Source organism: Ramlibacter sp., from assembly GCF_036676645.1.
Taxonomy (GTDB): domain Bacteria; phylum Pseudomonadota; class Gammaproteobacteria; order Burkholderiales; family Burkholderiaceae_C; genus Ramlibacter.
The window spans coordinates 14,794-29,195 of record NZ_JAKFCM010000090.1; the positions used below are offsets into that span (position 1 = coordinate 14,794).

The window sequence follows — 14,402 nt, forward strand, 5'->3', positions numbered from 1 at the left end:
ATTGCGGCGGCGTGCGGCGCCCTGTCTAATGCCCGCATGGAAAGCGCCGTGCGGATCGACAAGCAAGGGCCAGTCACCCTCGTGACACTGGACCGGCGAAACGTGCGCAACGCGGTCGACAAGGACACCGCCACCCGCCTGCACGAGGCCTTCCTCGCCTTCGAGTCGGACGAGCAGGCGTGCGTGGCGGTCTTCCACGGCGACCACGGGCATTTCTGCGCCGGCTGGGACCTGCAATACGGCGCGAGGCTGGCGGCGCAGGCCGGCGACGTCTTCGGGGACCTGGATTTCGCACCGGACGACTCCAGCCCCGCCGGGCCGATGGGGCCCACGCGCTTGCTGCTGTCCAAGCCGGTGATCGCCGCGGTCAGCGGCGCCGCGGTCGCCGGCGGGATGGAGCTGGCGCTGTGGTGCGACCTGCGCGTGATGGAGGAGGATGCCTATTTCGGCGTGTTCTGCCGCCGCTTCGGCGTGCCGCTGATCGATGGCGGCACGGTGCGCCTGCCCCGGCTGATCGGCATGGGGCGCGCCATGGACCTGCTGCTCACCGGCCGCAAGGTGGAAAGCGCCGAGGCGCTGCAGATGGGCCTGTGCAACCGGGTGGTCCCTCCGGGCCAGGCGCGCGAAGCCGCGCTGGAACTGGCCCGCCGGATCGCCGCCTTCCCGCAGGCGACGCTGCGCGCCGACCGGCTGAGTGCCTACCGCCAGTGGGGCCTGCCCTTGCAGCAGGCGCTGCACCAGGAGTGGCTGGGCGGGGCGCCCTGCATGGCCGAGGGGCTCGAGGGCGCGCTGCGGTTCGCGGCCGGCGAAGGCCGGCACGGGGAATTCGGGTGATGCCTTGCGCCACCGCCCGGGTCCTTTTCCCGCGCCGGCTGGCGAGCGCGGAGCGCATGATGTGGATCACGCCGGGGCGGGTGTTCTACGCCGGTCTGCTGGGCGAGCCCTCGATGCACACGCGCGGCTGCCTGACCGTGCACGTCGCCGTCGAGGCGCCGCTGAAGGTGTGCGTGGCCGGCGGGCCCTGGCAGTCCGCCGAGGTGGCGGTGGTCCCGCCGGGCACGCCCTACCGGGTCGCCTGCGATGGCCGCCACGCCATCGGGCTGCTGGTGGAGCCCGAGACGGTGGACCCGGAGGCGCTGCCCGAACTGCTGCGCGCCTCGGGTGCGGTCCACGCGCCGGACTTCGCGGCCCGCGTCCGGCAGCGCCATGCGTGGATGGTCGCGGCCGGCGCCGACCTCGGCCTGCGCCCCGCCGACTTCGATCCCCTGTTCTTCGGCGCCCCGCTGGCGCCGCGCGCGCTCGACCCCCGCATCGCGGCCGTGCTGGAGCGCTTGCGGGCCGAGCCGTCCGCCGCCCTCTCCGCGCACGAATGCGCCCGCCAGGCCGGCCTGTCGTTCTCGCGCTTCCTGCACCTGTTCCGCGAGCAGGCCGGCGTGCCCTTCCGCCGCCTGCGCAGCTGGAAACGCGCGCGCAGCCTGCTGCACCACGTCACCAGCGCGCCGCCGCTGGTGGACCTGGCGCTGGACATCGGCTATCCCGACTCCAGCCACTTCAGCCACTCGATCCGGCAGAGCTACGGACTCAAGCCGCGCGACATCGTGGCGGGGTCGCGCAAGCTGCGCGTGATCGCGCAGGGGGCTCCCGCCTAGGCAGCCGCCTGCGCAGCCACCGGCGCCGGCACCCACACCGGCAGGTCCAGCAGGATCTGCGCGAAGCCCTTGCCGAGCGGATCGAACCGCGGCGAGCCCGGCCCGCCACCGGCCAGCGCGCCCTGCAGCAGGAAATTCATCGCATGGATGCCGGGCAGGTGGAAGCGCTCCACCGGGCCTTGCACCAGGTGCACGAAATGCGCCTGCACCACCGCCGGGGTGAGCCGGTCCCACAGCAGTGGCCACCACTCGGGACGCCGCGCGATCACGCCGATGTTCGAGAGGTCGCCCTTGTCGCCGCTGCGCGCCCAGGCCAGCCGCACCAGCGGCACCTCCACCAGCGCTTGGCCCGGCGGATCGCGCCAGGACGGCGGCGCGGGCAGCGGCTCGGGCGCAGGGCCCTCCTCCTGCACCACAAGGTCCACCGGCAGCACCTGTCCGTCCAGCACCACGCGCACCGGCACCTGCCGCTTGTCGAGCAGGAAGGAAAAGGACTTGAGCAGCGGCGAGGGCGAAGGCCGCCCGCCGGCCGGCAGGGTGGTGCCGGGCGACCAGGAGGTGCCGGCCGGCGCGATCTCGCGCGCGAACAGCTCCAGCGCCCGCTTGTCCGGGTGGTCCGCCACGATGCGCACCATCACCTCGCGGGCGGCCGGCGCGCGCGAATGGGGGCCGTAGAGCGACTCGTTGCCAAGCAGTTCCACGTGCGTGGCCGTGTAGTCGCCCAGGCCCGCCTCGGCCAGCAGTGCGCGCGTGCGCGCCAGGATCGCATCGGCGGTCCGCCGGGCCTTGGCGGCCGCATCGATCCCCACGATGACCAGCGAGCCGGCGCAGCGGTATCCGTCCGGGCGAGTCGCCGACACCTTGTAGTGCATCCCCGGGGCGCGGCCGCGCGCGCCCGTGACCCGCACCCGGTCGCCGCCGGCCTGCTCGATGCGCACCTGCCGGAAATCGCAGGCCACGTCCGGCAGCCGGTAGGCCCCCGGATCGCCGATCTCGTACAGCATCTGCTCGGCCACGCAGGCCGCCCGCACCAGGCCGCCGGTGCCGGGTGGCTTGGTCAACTCGAACGCACCGTCGGCCGTGCATTCGACGATGGGGTAGCCGATGTGTGCCCAGTCCGGCACCTGGTCCCAGTCGGTGAACAGGCCGCCGGTGGCCTGGCAGCCGCATTCGATGACGTGGCCGGCCAGGCTGCCGCCGGCGAGCCTGTCGTAGTCCAGCGGCGACCAGCCGAATTCATGGATCAGGGGTCCCAGCGTGACGGCGCTGTCGACGCCGCGCCCCGTGATCACGATGTCGGCGCCGGCCGCCAGCGCCCGCGCCACCGGGAAGGCGCCCAGGTAGGCATTGGCGCTGAGCACCCGGGCCGGCAGCGGCTCGCCCGTGAACATGTCCCGCACGCCCGCTTCGCGCAGGGCCGGCAGCAGGGCCGCCACGTCGTCGCCCTCGACCACGGCAATGCGCGGGGACAGGCCCAGCGATGCGGCCAGCGCGCGCAGCGCCTGCGCGCAGCCGTGCGGGTGGATGCCGCCGGCGTTGCTGACGACCTTGATGCGGTGCCGCATCACCTGCGGCAGCACCTGCTTCATGGCCACGTCGACGAAATCGGTGGCGTAGCCCCGCTCCGGCTGCTTCGCCCGCGCCGCCGCCAGGATCGCCATCGTGGTTTCCGCCAGGTAGTCGAAGACGAGGTAGTCGATGGCGCCCCCGGCCACCAGCTGCGGCGCCCCCACGCTGCTGTCGCCCCAGAAGCCCGAGGCCCCGCCGATCCGCACGGTCTTGTCCATGGCGCGAGGGTAGCGCCGCCGCCCGGACGGCGCTTGCGTGGAATGGCTGCCGATGACCCCATCGTCATCGCCGGGCACGCACCGCGGCCGGCCCATTGGCTCGACTTCGAGCCCCGGACCTCGGGCTGGCCAACGTGCGCCCCACCCAGCAGAGCTACCCGCTCGCCTTCCGGCTGCCCAGGTGGTGCGCCAGCCAGTTGGCGCAAGACGGCCGGCAGGGCGGGCGCTACGCTGCCCCCGGCATGCCGGTCATCGAATCCACCCTCGCTCCTTCCAGCGCCGCCTTCGCCGCCAACCGCGAGCACATGCTGGGCCTGCTGCAGCAGGTGCGCGACTGCGAGCAGCGCACCCAGGCCAGGTCCGCGGCCTCGCGCCAGCGCTTCGAGCAGCGCGGCCAGCTGCTGCCGCGCGACCGGCTGGCGCTGCTGCTGGACCCCGGCGCGCCCTTCCTCGAGCTGGCGACCCTGGCCGGCCTGGGCCTGGACACGCCCGACCCGGCGCGCAGCGTGCCGGGCGGCGGGGTGATCGCCGGCATCGGCTTCGTCAGCGGCATCCGCTGCATGGTGCTGGTGTCCGACGCCGGCATCGATGCCGGCGCGCTGCAGCCGATGGGGCTGGACAAGATCCTGCGGGTGCAGGAACTGGCGCTGGAGAACAAGCTGCCCTACGTGCAGCTGGTCGAATCGGCCGGCGCCAACCTGCTGGCGTACCGGGTGGAGGACTTCATCCGCGGCGGCGGCACCTTCCGCAACCTGGCGCGCCTGTCGGCGGCGGGCCTGCCGGTGGTGACCGTGACCCATGGCTCATCCACGGCCGGGGGCGCGTACCAGACCGGCCTGTCCGACTACATCGTGCTGGTGCGCGGCCGCTCGCGCGCCTTCCTGGCCGGCCCGCCGCTGCTCAAGGCCGCGACCGGCGAGATCGCCACCGAGGAGGAACTGGGCGGCGCCGTCATGCACACCTCGGTCTCCGGGCTGGGCGACTACCTGGCCGAGGACGACCGCGACGCGCTGCGCATCGCGCGCGACATCCTGGCGGGCATCGACTGGGATCGCGCCGCGCCGGCCCGCCGCGACTTCGAGCCACCGCGCCACGACCGCGAGGAGCTGCTGGGCCTCATGCCGGCGGACCTGAAGCGCCCGGTGGACATGCGCCAGCTGATCGCGCGGCTGGCCGACGGCTCGGAGTTCCTGGAGTTCGGCGCGAACTACGGCCCCGGCACCGTCTGCGGCCACCTGCGCCTGGAAGGCTGGCCGGTCGGCGTGGTCACCAACAACGGACCGATCGACATCGCCGGCGCCAGCAAGGCCACCCACTTCATCCAGGCCTGCTGCCAGTCGCGCACGCCCCTGCTCTACCTGCAGAACACCACCGGCTACATGGTGGGCAAGGCCTACGAGGAGGGCGGGATGATCAAGCACGGCTCCAGGATGATCCAGGCCGTGACCAGCGCCGGCGTGCCGCAGGTGACCGTCCATTGCGGCGCCTCGTACGGCGCCGGCAACTACGGCATGTGCGGCCGCGGCTTCGCGCCGCGCTTTGCCTTCAGCTGGCCGAACGCGCGCACCGCGGTGATGGGCGGCGAGCAGGCGGCGCAGACCATGCGCATGGTCACCGAGGCCGCCATGCGGCGCAAGGGCGCCGTGGACGAGGCCAGGCTGGACGAGCTCGAGCGCCGCATCGTCGAGCGCTTCGACAGCCAGATGAGCGTGTTCGCCACCAGCGCGCGGCTGCTGGACGACGGCGTGATCGACCCGCGCGATACCCGCGCGGTGCTGGCCGAGGTGTTCGCGATCTGCCGCGAAGCCGAGGCACGCCGGCCGCAGGCCATGCAGTTCTCGGTGGCGCGGCCGTGACGAAGAGGAGAGCCCCATGCAACTGACGCACGAACACGAGCAACTGCGCAGCACCATCCAGCGCTGGATCGCCGAGCAGGTGAACCCGCACGTGGACCAGTGGGAGCGCGAGGAGACCTTCCCCGCCCACCAGGTCTTCCGGCAGATGGGCGAGTTGGGCCTGCTGGGCCTGACCAAGCCGCAGGAGAACGGCGGCTCGGCGCTCGACTGGTCGTACGCCGCCGTGCTGGCGGAAACGCTGGCCGAGATCCACTGCGGCGGCGTGCCCATGGCGATCGGGGTGCAGACCGACATGTGCACGCCCGCACTGGCCCGGCACGGCAGCCCCGGGCTGCGCAGCGAGTTCCTGGCGCCGGCGATCGCGGGCGAGATGGTCGGCTGCCTGGGCGTCTCGGAGGTCGGCAGCGGCTCCGACGTGGCCTCGATCAGGACCACCGCGCGCAGGGACGGCGGCGACTACGTGATCAACGGCGGCAAGATGTGGACGACCAACGGCACCCAGGCCGACTTCTGCTGCCTGCTGGCCAACACCTCCGACGGCGCGGCCCACCGCAACAAGTCGCTGATCGTGGTGCCCATGGACACGCCCGGCATCACGGTGGCCAGGAAGATCCGCAAGATGGGCATGCACGCGTCGGACACGGCGCAGCTCCATTTCGACGACGTGCGCGTGCCCCAGCGCCACCGCATCGGCGAGGAAGGCATGGGCTTCATGTACCAGATGGAGCAGTTCCAGCACGAGCGGCTGTGGAGCGCGCTCAACGCCTGCGGCGGCGCGCGGCGGGCGATCCGCGAAACCATCGCCTACACCGCCGGGCGCCAGGTGTTCGGCCGCTCCGTGCTGGACCACCAGTGGGTGCACTTCCGGCTGGCCGAGCTGCAGACCGAGGTGGAAGCCCTGCACGCGCTGGCCTGGTCCGGCGTGGAGATGCTGGTGCGCGGCGAGGATGCCACCCGCCTCGCGACCATGGCCAAGCTGAAGGCCGGCCGCGTGGTGCGCGAGGTCGCCGACGGTTGCCTGCAGTTCTGGGGCGGCATGGGCTACACCGACGAGGCGCCGATCTCGCGGCTGTTCCGCGACCTGCGGCTGGTCTCGATAGGCGCCGGCGCCGACGAGGTCATGCTGCAGATCCTGGCGAAGTTCATGGGCACTTTCCCGAAGAACGGCTGATGAATGGGCCGAGGTCGGCGATCCGGCATCTGCGCCGAAACGATGGCGAAATGAGCTTCCAGAAGATCCTCATCGCCAACCGCGGCGAGATCGCGCTGCGGATCATCCGCACGGCGCACCGCCTGGGTTACCGCACGGTCGCGGTGTATTCGACGGCCGATGCGCAATCGCCGCACGTGGCGGCGGCCGACGAGGCGGTGTGCATCGGCGAGCCGGCGCCGGCGCAGTCGTACCTCGACGTGCAGGCGCTGCTCGAGGCCGCGCGCAGGACGGGCGCCGACGCCGTCCACCCCGGTTACGGCTTCCTCGCCGAGAACGACCGCTTCGCCCAGGCCTGCATCGATGCCGGGCTGGCGTTCATCGGCCCACCGCCGGCGGCGATCCGCGCCATGGGCGACAAGGCCGCGGCCAAGCGCCGCATGGCCGCGGCCGGCGTCCCCTGCATTCCGGGCTACGAGGGCGAAGACCAGGCCGGCGAGCGCCTGTTGCAGGAAGCCGGTCGCATCGGCTGGCCGGTGATGATCAAGGCCACGGCCGGGGGCGGCGGTCGCGGCATGCGGCTGGCGCGTTCGGCCGGCGAATTCCCGGACCTGCTGCGCAGCGCGCAATCGGAAGCGCAGCATGCCTTCGGCGACGCCACCGTGCTGCTGGAGCGCGCGATCGAATCGGCGCGCCACGTCGAGATCCAGGTGTTCGCCGACCGGCACGGGCAGGTGGTGCACCTGGGCGAGCGCGACTGCTCGGTGCAGCGGCGCCACCAGAAGCTGATCGAGGAAGCGCCTTCGCCGGCGGTCGGCGCGGCGCTGCGCGAACGCATGGGTGCGGCGGCCGTCGCCGCTGCCAGGGCCATCGGCTACGAAGGCGCCGGCACGCTGGAGTTCCTGCTGGACGCCGGCGGCCGCTTCTGGTTCATGGAGATGAACACCCGGCTGCAGGTGGAGCACCCGGTGACCGAAGCGGTCACCGGGCTGGACCTGGTGGAGTGGCAGCTGCGGGTGGCCGCCGGCGAGCTGCTGCCCTTGCGGCAGCAGGACATCCGCTTCCAGGGCCACGCCATCGAGGTGCGCCTGTGCGCGGAAGATCCGGCCCGCGGCTTCCTGCCGCAAAGTGGCACGCTGCTGCGCTGGCAGCCGCCGCCGGGGCTGCGCGTCGAGCACGCGCTGGCCGACGGCAGCGCCGTGCCGCCCTGGTACGACTCCATGATCGCCAGGCTGGTCGCGCACGGCGGCACCCGCGAGGAGGCACGCCGCAAGCTGCTGCGCGGACTGCAGGAGCTGGTGGCCCTGGGCGTGCCCACCAACCAGGCCTTCCTGGCGCGCTGCCTGCGGCACCCGGCTTTCGTGGCCGGCGAGGCCACGACCGCCTTCATCGGTGCGCATGAGCCGCAGCTGCTGGCCGCGTCCGGTGACGCCCGCGCGCGCACCGTGGCCGCCTGGCTGCTGGTGGCCGATCCGCCGCGCCGCCCGCAGCGGCCGGCGCCTGCGCTGGCCCTCCGGCTGCGCTTCGATCTCGACGGCACGCCCGTGCAGGCCCAGGTGGCGCAGACTTCGCCCGGCCGCTTCGGCATCCGCTCCGGCGACGGGCAGCACGAACTGGAACTGGTCGCGCTGGAAGCCGGAAGCGCCCGCGTGGCGGTCGACGGCGTGCAGGAGCACGTCGCCTTCGCCAGCACCCGGGACGGCCTGTGGCTGCATTTGGGCGGGGAGCCGCACCGGGTGCTCGACCGCACGCGCGAGCCGCTGCGGCGCGGCGGCGCCACCGCCACCGACGGCCGGGTGCGAGCCGCCCTGAACGGCCGCGTCGTGGCGGTGCGGGTTGAAGCCGGCCAGGCCGTGGAGGCGGGGCAGCCCCTGCTGGTGCTGGAAGCGATGAAGATGGAACACGTGCACGCGGCGCCGATCGCCGGCACCGTGCAGGCGGTGCTGGCCGGCGTCGGCGAGCAGGTGCCGGCCGGCCACCTGCTGGCGGAAATCAGGCCCCCCGGCCACACGCCGGGCGGGGGAGCCGGCGAAGCAGGCCCGCCCCCGGGGAGCCCCGCATGACCCTGGAGCAGCTCTGGGAGGCCTGCTGGGACACGGCCGGGTAGGACGGGCCGGTCGCACCGGGTCCCGAATCGGCACCCCCTTGCGGAAGATCAAGACCAGGCGCTCCGCCCGGCCGCACCATGGCATCAGCGACCCAGCCGCCACCGCCATGGCTACCAAGAGGTTTCCCATCCACCCTGCCCACCCCGAGCGCACCTGCTGGGGCTGCGACCGGTACTGCCCGTCGCACGACATGGCCTGCGGCAACGGATCGGACCGCACGCAGCATCCGGTCGAGCTGTTCGGCGAGGACTGGGCCGCCTTGGGCCTGGACCCCTTCGAGGCCTTCCCGGTCGAGCCGGACAAGCCCGAGCCGGCCAAGGCCTGAGTCTGCCGGCGCAGGCCCCGCGGGCCCTGGGCGCCGGTTCCGATATCCCCGGCCGATCGCGCCCGGGTTGACCGGCGACAATCCGCAAGCTGTTGTGCGTGCGCCCCGCGTGCGCCGGGAAGACCAACCGGCGCTCGGATTCCTGTTGCGATCGGGCCGGTTCATCCGCATCATTCGTGACAGGAAGCAAGCAATCCGGAAGGCTGTGCAGTGATCGACCTGGTCCCCCGAATCTATGACGCGGGTTGCGGGCAATCCAGCTGGAACGACGTCATGGCCGACGTCTGCCGGCAGCTCGGCGCGACCGGCCACCTGACCTACCAGCTGTCCAAGGACCCGGGCACGGGCAGTTCCGCCGTGCTGTCCAACGACGGCTTCGCCCCCGAGGTGCTGGAGCGTTACTTCGGGCACTACGTGGGCTGCAACGTCTGGGCCGCCAGCGACGCCATGGTGCCCGGCGCCGTGTTCACTTCGTCGATGCTGTACCCCGACGAACGCCTCAAGCAGACCGAGTACTGGAGCGGCTGGCTGCGCCACGTCGAAGTGTTCTACGTGGTGGGCGGGATCATCCATGACGACGCGCACTCGCGCACCAAGGTCAGCTTCGTGCGGCCCGAGGGCGGCCAGCGCTTCGGCGATCGGGAGAAGCGCCTGCTCGAGACGGTCGCGCCGCATTTCCAGGGCGCGCTGGGCGCGCAGCAGCAGCTGTCGCGGGCGCGCGCGATGCTGCATGCCATGGACGAGCTCGACCAGGGCGTGGTGCTGCTCCAGCATGACGGGCGGGTGGTCCACATGAATGCCTGCGCAGGCGTGCTGCTGGGCACCCAGGAGGCCCTGCGCATCGTGCGCGGCCGGCTCGAATTCGCCTCGGGCGCGCACAGCGAGCAGTTCCGTGCGCTGGCCCGGACCGATGTGCAGCTGGCGCGCTCGCGCACCGAGTACCTTCGCCTCGAGGGCAAGGGCGGCCAGGCCCTGCACGCCGCCCTGGTCCGGCTGCCCGACGACGTCGCCGGATCGCGGCGCCTGGCGCTGTTCATCAAGCGGCAGCCGAGGGGCGGTACCCCGGCCGGCGCCTTGCGGGAGCTGTATGGGCTGACCCGCGCCGAAGCCGAGCTGGCCAGCTCGCTGGCCGCCGGGCAGTCCCTGGCCGAGCTGGCCGATGCCCGCGACGTGAGCCTGCATACGGTCCGGACCCAGCTCAAGTCGGTGCTGCAGAAGCTGCAGGTGCGGCGGCAGGCCGAAGTGGTCCAGATCGTCGGCAGCCTGGTGCATCGCCACGACGAGCTTCCGTAGCGCGACAGCCGGACCCTCCTCGCCTGCCCGCGACCCCGGGCGACGGCGCATCGCCGGCCGATCGGGCCCACCTCGCACGCGGCCCGGCCGCGAGCGGGGTTCCTGCCGCGCCGCTACCATGCCCCCATGACCCCGCTCAAGATCGACATCGTCTCCGACGTGGCCTGTCCCTGGTGCGCCGTCGGGCTGGCTTCGCTCGAGGGGGCGCTGCGCCAGCTCGGCGACGAAGTGCAGGCCGAGCTGCACTTCCAGCCCTTCGAGCTGAATCCGCAGATGGGCCCCGAGGGCCAGGACATCACCGAGCACCTGAGCCAGAAGTACGGCTCCACGGCGCAGCAGCAGGCGGACACCTGGGCGGCGCTGCGCGAGCGCGGGGCCGCGGTGGGCTTCGAGTTCCGCAAGGAAGGCCGCGGCCGCGTCTGGAACACCTTCGACGCGCATCGCCTGCTGCACTGGGCCGGCACCCAGTCGCCGCAGGCACAGCTGGCACTCAAGAAGGCGCTGCTGCGCGCCTACTTCACGCAGGCGCGCAACGTCTCCGATCCGGCGGTGCTGCTCGAGACCGTGGAAGCGGCCGGTCTCGACCGCAGCCGGGCCAGCGCCATCCTGGCGGGCGATGAATTCGCCCGCGAGGTGCGCGAGCAGCAGGGCTTCTACGCGCGGCAGGGGATCCGTGCCGTGCCTTCGGTGATCGTCAACGACCGGCACCTGATCCAGGGTGGGCAGCCGCCCGAGGTGTTCGAGCAGGCGCTGCGCCAGATCGCCTCCCAGCCCGCCACCGCATAGCCGCCGCGGGTCGGCCGCCGATCGCCGGGCCGGCAGCCGCCCCCCGCTGTGGGACGCCGCCGACAGCAGATCAGCCCGAGCGCTGGCAGCCAGCCGGCCGGCGGCGGCTAAGTTGCGCGCATGGAAACCCTGCTGCAGCCTGACTCCGGCCCGCGCCCGGTCCCCAGCGAGTTGAACGCGCAAGCGCGCGGCCTGTTCGCCGCCGGCTGGTACGCCACCCGCGATGAAGGCCGGGTCGTGCATCCGGCCGACCAGACCGAACAGATCGTCTCGATGGCCACCTGGCGCTCGCTGCGTGAACTGGGGACCGCCGGCAACGACGCCACGACACCGGCCGTCGCCTGAGCTGCAAGGCTCGGGGCGCTGCGCGCCTCTTTTTTCAGCCCATCGTTTCCACGCGCGGGGTCGCGCGTTCGATCAGCGCCCCCACGTCCACGCCGCGCGGCAGGGTGCCGTAGTTGCGGTGGCCGCCATCGGCCAGGCGCGAGGCGCAGAACGCGTCGGCCACGGCGGCCGGCGCATGCTGCACCAGCAGCGCCGCCTGGATGCCCAGCGCCATGCGGTCGACCAGGTCGCGCGCCCGGTATTCGGCGTCGGCCGGGTCCTGGAGCAGGCCCTGGATGCCGTCGACCCATCGGTCGAGCGCCGCGCTGGCGCCGCGCGCCTTTCCGACCTCGGCGAAGTACGCGTCCACCACGCCGGGCGTCTTCTGCATGGCCCGCAGCACGTCCAGGCACTGGATGTTGCCGCTGCCCTCCCAGATGGCGTTGACCGGCGATTCGCGGAACAGGCGCGGGAACGGGCTGTCCTCCATGACGCCGCTGCCGCCGACGCACTCCATCGCCTCGTAGACCAGGTGGGGCGTGCGCTTGCAGATCCAGTACTTGCCCACGGCCGTGCACAGGCGCACCAGCAGGTCCTCGTGCGGATCGTCGCGATGATCCAACGCGCGGCCGATGCGCAGGGTCAGCGCCAGCGAGCCTTCCTGCTCCAGCGCCATGTCGGCCAGCACGTTGCGCATCAGCGGCTGCTGGTTGAGCACGCGGCCGAAGGCCGAACGCACGCTGCAGTGGTGCAGCGCCTGCGACACGGCCTGGCGCTGGCCGGCCGAGGAGCCCACCATGCACTCGAAGCGCGTCATCGCGACCATCTCGATGATGGTGCGCGCACCCCGGCCCTCCTCGCCCACCATCCAGCCCAGCGCGCCGCGCAGCTCGGTCTCGCTGGAGGCGTTGGACACGTTGCCCATCTTGCGCTTCAGGCGCAGCACCTGCAGCGGGTTCTTGCTGCCGTCGGGCCGCCAGCGCGGCACCAGGAAGCAGGTCAGGCCGCCGGGGGCCTGCGCCAGCACCAGGAAGGCGTCGCACATCGGGGCCGAGACGAAGTACTTGTGGCCGACCAGCTCGTAGGCCTGGCCCTCGCCGCCCGCGCCCAGGGGGTAGGCGCGCGTGGTGTTGGCGCGCACGTCCGAGCCGCCCTGCTTCTCGGTCATGGCCATGCCGATGGTCAGGCCCGCCTTCTGGCTGTCCGGCACGTTGCGCGGGTCGTAGTGGCGGGCGGTGATCTTCGGCTCCCACAGCGCGGCCAGCGCCGGCGTGCTGCGCAGCGAGGGCACCGCCGCGAAGGTCATGGCGATCGGGCAGCCGTGGCCGGCCTCGGCCTGGGTCTGCAGGTAGACGTGGGCGGCGCGCGCGACGTGGGCACCGGGCTTGGGGTCGGCCCAGGGCGACGAGTGCAGCCCGTGCTCGATCGCCGTCTTCATGAACCGGTGGTAGGCCGGATGGAAGCGCACCAGGTCGACCCGGTTGCCGAAACGGTCGTGCGTGTCCAGTTCCGGCCCGAAGCGGTTGGCCTGCGCGCCCAGGTCCAGGTACTCGGCCGATCCCGTGAGCCGGCCGAAGGCGGTGAGGTCCTCGTGCGCCCAGCCGGCGCCTTCGCGCCGGACCGCCTCGACCAGGGCCTTGTCCTGGGTGTACATGTCGTAGTCGGCGAGCTCGGTCGACACATTGATCACCTCGTGGGTGTCGGCGAGCCAGGCGTGTTGCGCGAAGGGTTCGGGGGCGTTCATGGCGGGTCTCCTGGGAAGGGATGATGGACCGTTGGCGGCGATCAGGCAGCCGCCAGGAATCGCTGCCAGAGGGCCTGGCCGGCGGCGTCGAAGCGGATCACGGTGTCGGTGAAGGCGCGGCGGGCCCGCACGTCCACCAGCGGGTCGGGCAGCAGCGGGTCGAACACGAGTTCGCGGATCGCTTCGTGGCCCAGCAGGAACGCCTCGCGCGCAGCGGCCTCCGGCTCCAGGCCGGGCGAGCGGGCCAGCCACTCGGACAGGCGCTGGCGGGTCTTGCGGTAGCGGCGGTTGAGCGCGGCGCCGTCCCACAGCCGCCGCGCCTGCCGCTCGCGGGCCGCGTCGAAGTCGCGGGCCACGAAGACGGCGATGTCGGGGCCCAGGCCCAGCTTGTCGAGCCGCTCTCGCACCCCGGCCGCGCCCTGGGCCAGGTTGTCCGGGCGCAGGTACAGGCCGCGCTCGAGCTCAGCCAGCCCCAGCAGGCCCAGCGCGCGCTCGCGCGCCCGCAAGGCCTTGCGGTCGCTGCGGCCCAGGCCGGCGACGTGGACGGCGATCCAGCCGCCCTGCCAGTCGCCCACGCGCTGCTCGGCCTGGCGCCATTGCGCGACGTCGGCGGCCAGCGCTTCCGCCGGCGGCCCCAGCACGTAGTTGCCGCGGCCCTCGGCCACGATCAGCCCGGCCGAAGCCAGCCGGGCCAGGGCGACGCGGGCGCTGTTTTCCCGGATGCCGAACAGGGCGCAGGACGCCACCGCCTGCCGCGCGCTCAGGGGCGCGCCGCCGGCGCCGAGCAGCAGGTTCAGGATGAGGCGGCGCGCGCCGGGGGACATGGGCGGATGTTACTTGTCCGTGCAGGAATCGTCAAAACGCGTAATGAACGCGGGGCCGGGGCGGGCTTACCGGTAGCGCGCGGAACTGATGAACTGGCTGAAGGACTCGCACCAGACGATCACCGTGTCGTACTGCGACACGTCGACCGACTCGGGCACCGGCACCACGAAGTTCTCGAAGGTGCGCACGTCGCCGATCCGGACCATCCTCGGCTTCACGCGCGCGAAGTCCGCCTCCGTTTCGACGAACTCCGGCGACAGGTAGAGCTTGTAGTCCGGCCCGGGCGCCAGCTTGCCCGCCAGCGCGATGCTGCGCGGCCCGACCGACACCGTCCCCTCGCCCCAGTGCAGCAGGTCGCTGTCCGCAAGGTCGCGGCGGAACTGCCCGGAGTAGCTGGCTTGCCGCGCCGCCGCCGCGACTTCGGACGAGGACGGCGCCCGGGGGGCGGTGAGCACCGGCAGCAGGTAGATGCCGAGCGCAAAGCCGACGGCGAACACCGCGGCGTGCGACACGAGCAGCAGGAGCTTCTTCATGGCGCCGGCCCCGTCGGAATGG

General features: G+C 72.8%; 13 protein-coding genes. 9 read left to right on the forward strand and 4 right to left on the reverse strand.

The annotated features are described in order from the left end of the window. Positions 1–36: 36 nt before the first annotated feature. Positions 37–834, forward strand: a complete 798-nt coding sequence (locus V6M57_RS13140) for a crotonase/enoyl-CoA hydratase family protein (protein ID WP_332815447.1) — start codon at positions 37–39, stop codon at positions 832–834. Further along, positions 834–1,649 (forward strand): helix-turn-helix domain-containing protein, encoded by an 816-nt coding sequence (locus tag V6M57_RS13145; protein ID WP_332815448.1) that lies wholly within the window; start codon positions 834–836, stop codon positions 1,647–1,649. Before V6M57_RS13140 ends, V6M57_RS13145 begins: the two co-directional genes overlap by 1 nt. Here the strand turns inward: V6M57_RS13145 and V6M57_RS13150 are convergent. Next, positions 1,646–3,436: an acyclic terpene utilization AtuA family protein gene (locus V6M57_RS13150; RefSeq protein ID WP_332815449.1), complete on the reverse strand. Its 1,791-nt coding sequence runs from the start codon at positions 3,434–3,436 to the stop codon at positions 1,646–1,648. The genes V6M57_RS13145 and V6M57_RS13150 overlap by 4 nt on opposite strands. Positions 3,437–3,678: 242 nt before the next feature. Between V6M57_RS13150 and V6M57_RS13155 the strand changes: the two genes are divergently transcribed. From V6M57_RS13155 to V6M57_RS13185, 7 genes are all read left to right on the forward strand, one after another. Further along, entirely contained in the window at positions 3,679–5,292 is a 1,614-nt protein-coding gene (locus tag V6M57_RS13155; RefSeq protein ID WP_332815502.1) for an acyl-CoA carboxylase subunit beta, read from the forward strand. A 16-nt stretch (positions 5,293–5,308) separates the two neighbouring features. Then, the gene (locus V6M57_RS13160; RefSeq protein WP_332815450.1) at positions 5,309–6,463 is read left to right on the forward strand and encodes an acyl-CoA dehydrogenase family protein; all 1,155 of its coding nucleotides are present in this window, start codon (positions 5,309–5,311) and stop codon (positions 6,461–6,463) included. A 50-nt stretch (positions 6,464–6,513) separates the two neighbouring features. Beyond that, the gene (locus tag V6M57_RS13165; protein WP_332815451.1) at positions 6,514–8,505 is read left to right on the forward strand and encodes an acetyl-CoA carboxylase biotin carboxylase subunit; all 1,992 of its coding nucleotides are present in this window, start codon (positions 6,514–6,516) and stop codon (positions 8,503–8,505) included. Between the two features lie 151 nt (positions 8,506–8,656). After that, a complete protein-coding gene (locus V6M57_RS13170) occupies positions 8,657–8,875 on the forward strand; it encodes a DUF3079 domain-containing protein (protein ID WP_332815452.1) in 219 nt (72 codons plus the stop codon). A gap of 210 nt (positions 8,876–9,085) precedes the next feature. Further along, complete coding sequence (locus tag V6M57_RS13175; RefSeq protein ID WP_332815453.1) at positions 9,086–10,168, forward strand: helix-turn-helix transcriptional regulator; 1,083 nt, start codon at positions 9,086–9,088, stop codon at positions 10,166–10,168. Positions 10,169–10,294: 126 nt separating this feature from the next. Continuing rightward, on the forward strand, positions 10,295–10,954 hold the full coding sequence (locus tag V6M57_RS13180; RefSeq protein WP_332815454.1) for a DsbA family oxidoreductase: 660 nt from the start codon (positions 10,295–10,297) through the stop codon (positions 10,952–10,954). A 120-nt stretch (positions 10,955–11,074) separates the two neighbouring features. Further along, complete coding sequence (locus V6M57_RS13185; protein ID WP_332815455.1) at positions 11,075–11,299, forward strand: hypothetical protein; 225 nt, start codon at positions 11,075–11,077, stop codon at positions 11,297–11,299. A gap of 34 nt (positions 11,300–11,333) precedes the next feature. On the opposite strand, the gene V6M57_RS13190 is transcribed toward V6M57_RS13185, so the two are convergent. The 3 genes from V6M57_RS13190 to V6M57_RS13200 form a co-directional block, all read right to left on the reverse strand. Continuing rightward, positions 11,334–13,022 carry an isovaleryl-CoA dehydrogenase gene (locus V6M57_RS13190; RefSeq protein ID WP_332815456.1) on the reverse strand — a complete coding sequence of 563 codons (1,689 nt, stop codon included), beginning with the start codon at positions 13,020–13,022 and terminating at the stop codon, positions 11,334–11,336. A gap of 41 nt (positions 13,023–13,063) precedes the next feature. Next, the gene (locus V6M57_RS13195) at positions 13,064–13,846 is read right to left on the reverse strand and encodes a PaaX family transcriptional regulator C-terminal domain-containing protein (RefSeq protein ID WP_332815457.1); all 783 of its coding nucleotides are present in this window, start codon (positions 13,844–13,846) and stop codon (positions 13,064–13,066) included. Positions 13,847–13,912: 66 nt separating this feature from the next. Then, the gene (locus tag V6M57_RS13200) at positions 13,913–14,380 is read right to left on the reverse strand and encodes a DM13 domain-containing protein (RefSeq protein WP_332815458.1); all 468 of its coding nucleotides are present in this window, start codon (positions 14,378–14,380) and stop codon (positions 13,913–13,915) included. Positions 14,381–14,402: the final 22 nt, after the last annotated feature.

Coding starts and splice junctions, on each gene's coding strand:
- V6M57_RS13140 (WP_332815447.1), top strand. CDS start 37: ATGGAAAGCGCCGTGCGGATCGACAAGCAAGGGCCAGTCACCCTCGTG.
- V6M57_RS13145 (WP_332815448.1), top strand. CDS start 834: ATGCCTTGCGCCACCGCCCGGGTCCTTTTCCCGCGCCGGCTGGCGAGC.
- V6M57_RS13150 (WP_332815449.1), bottom strand. CDS start 3,436: ATGGACAAGACCGTGCGGATCGGCGGGGCCTCGGGCTTCTGGGGCGAC.
- V6M57_RS13155 (WP_332815502.1), top strand. CDS start 3,679: ATGCCGGTCATCGAATCCACCCTCGCTCCTTCCAGCGCCGCCTTCGCC.
- V6M57_RS13160 (WP_332815450.1), top strand. CDS start 5,309: ATGCAACTGACGCACGAACACGAGCAACTGCGCAGCACCATCCAGCGC.
- V6M57_RS13165 (WP_332815451.1), top strand. CDS start 6,514: ATGAGCTTCCAGAAGATCCTCATCGCCAACCGCGGCGAGATCGCGCTG.
- V6M57_RS13170 (WP_332815452.1), top strand. CDS start 8,657: ATGGCTACCAAGAGGTTTCCCATCCACCCTGCCCACCCCGAGCGCACC.
- V6M57_RS13180 (WP_332815454.1), top strand. CDS start 10,295: ATGACCCCGCTCAAGATCGACATCGTCTCCGACGTGGCCTGTCCCTGG.
- V6M57_RS13185 (WP_332815455.1), top strand. CDS start 11,075: ATGGAAACCCTGCTGCAGCCTGACTCCGGCCCGCGCCCGGTCCCCAGC.
- V6M57_RS13190 (WP_332815456.1), bottom strand. CDS start 13,022: ATGAACGCCCCCGAACCCTTCGCGCAACACGCCTGGCTCGCCGACACC.
- V6M57_RS13195 (WP_332815457.1), bottom strand. CDS start 13,846: ATGTCCCCCGGCGCGCGCCGCCTCATCCTGAACCTGCTGCTCGGCGCC.
- V6M57_RS13200 (WP_332815458.1), bottom strand. CDS start 14,380: ATGAAGAAGCTCCTGCTGCTCGTGTCGCACGCCGCGGTGTTCGCCGTC.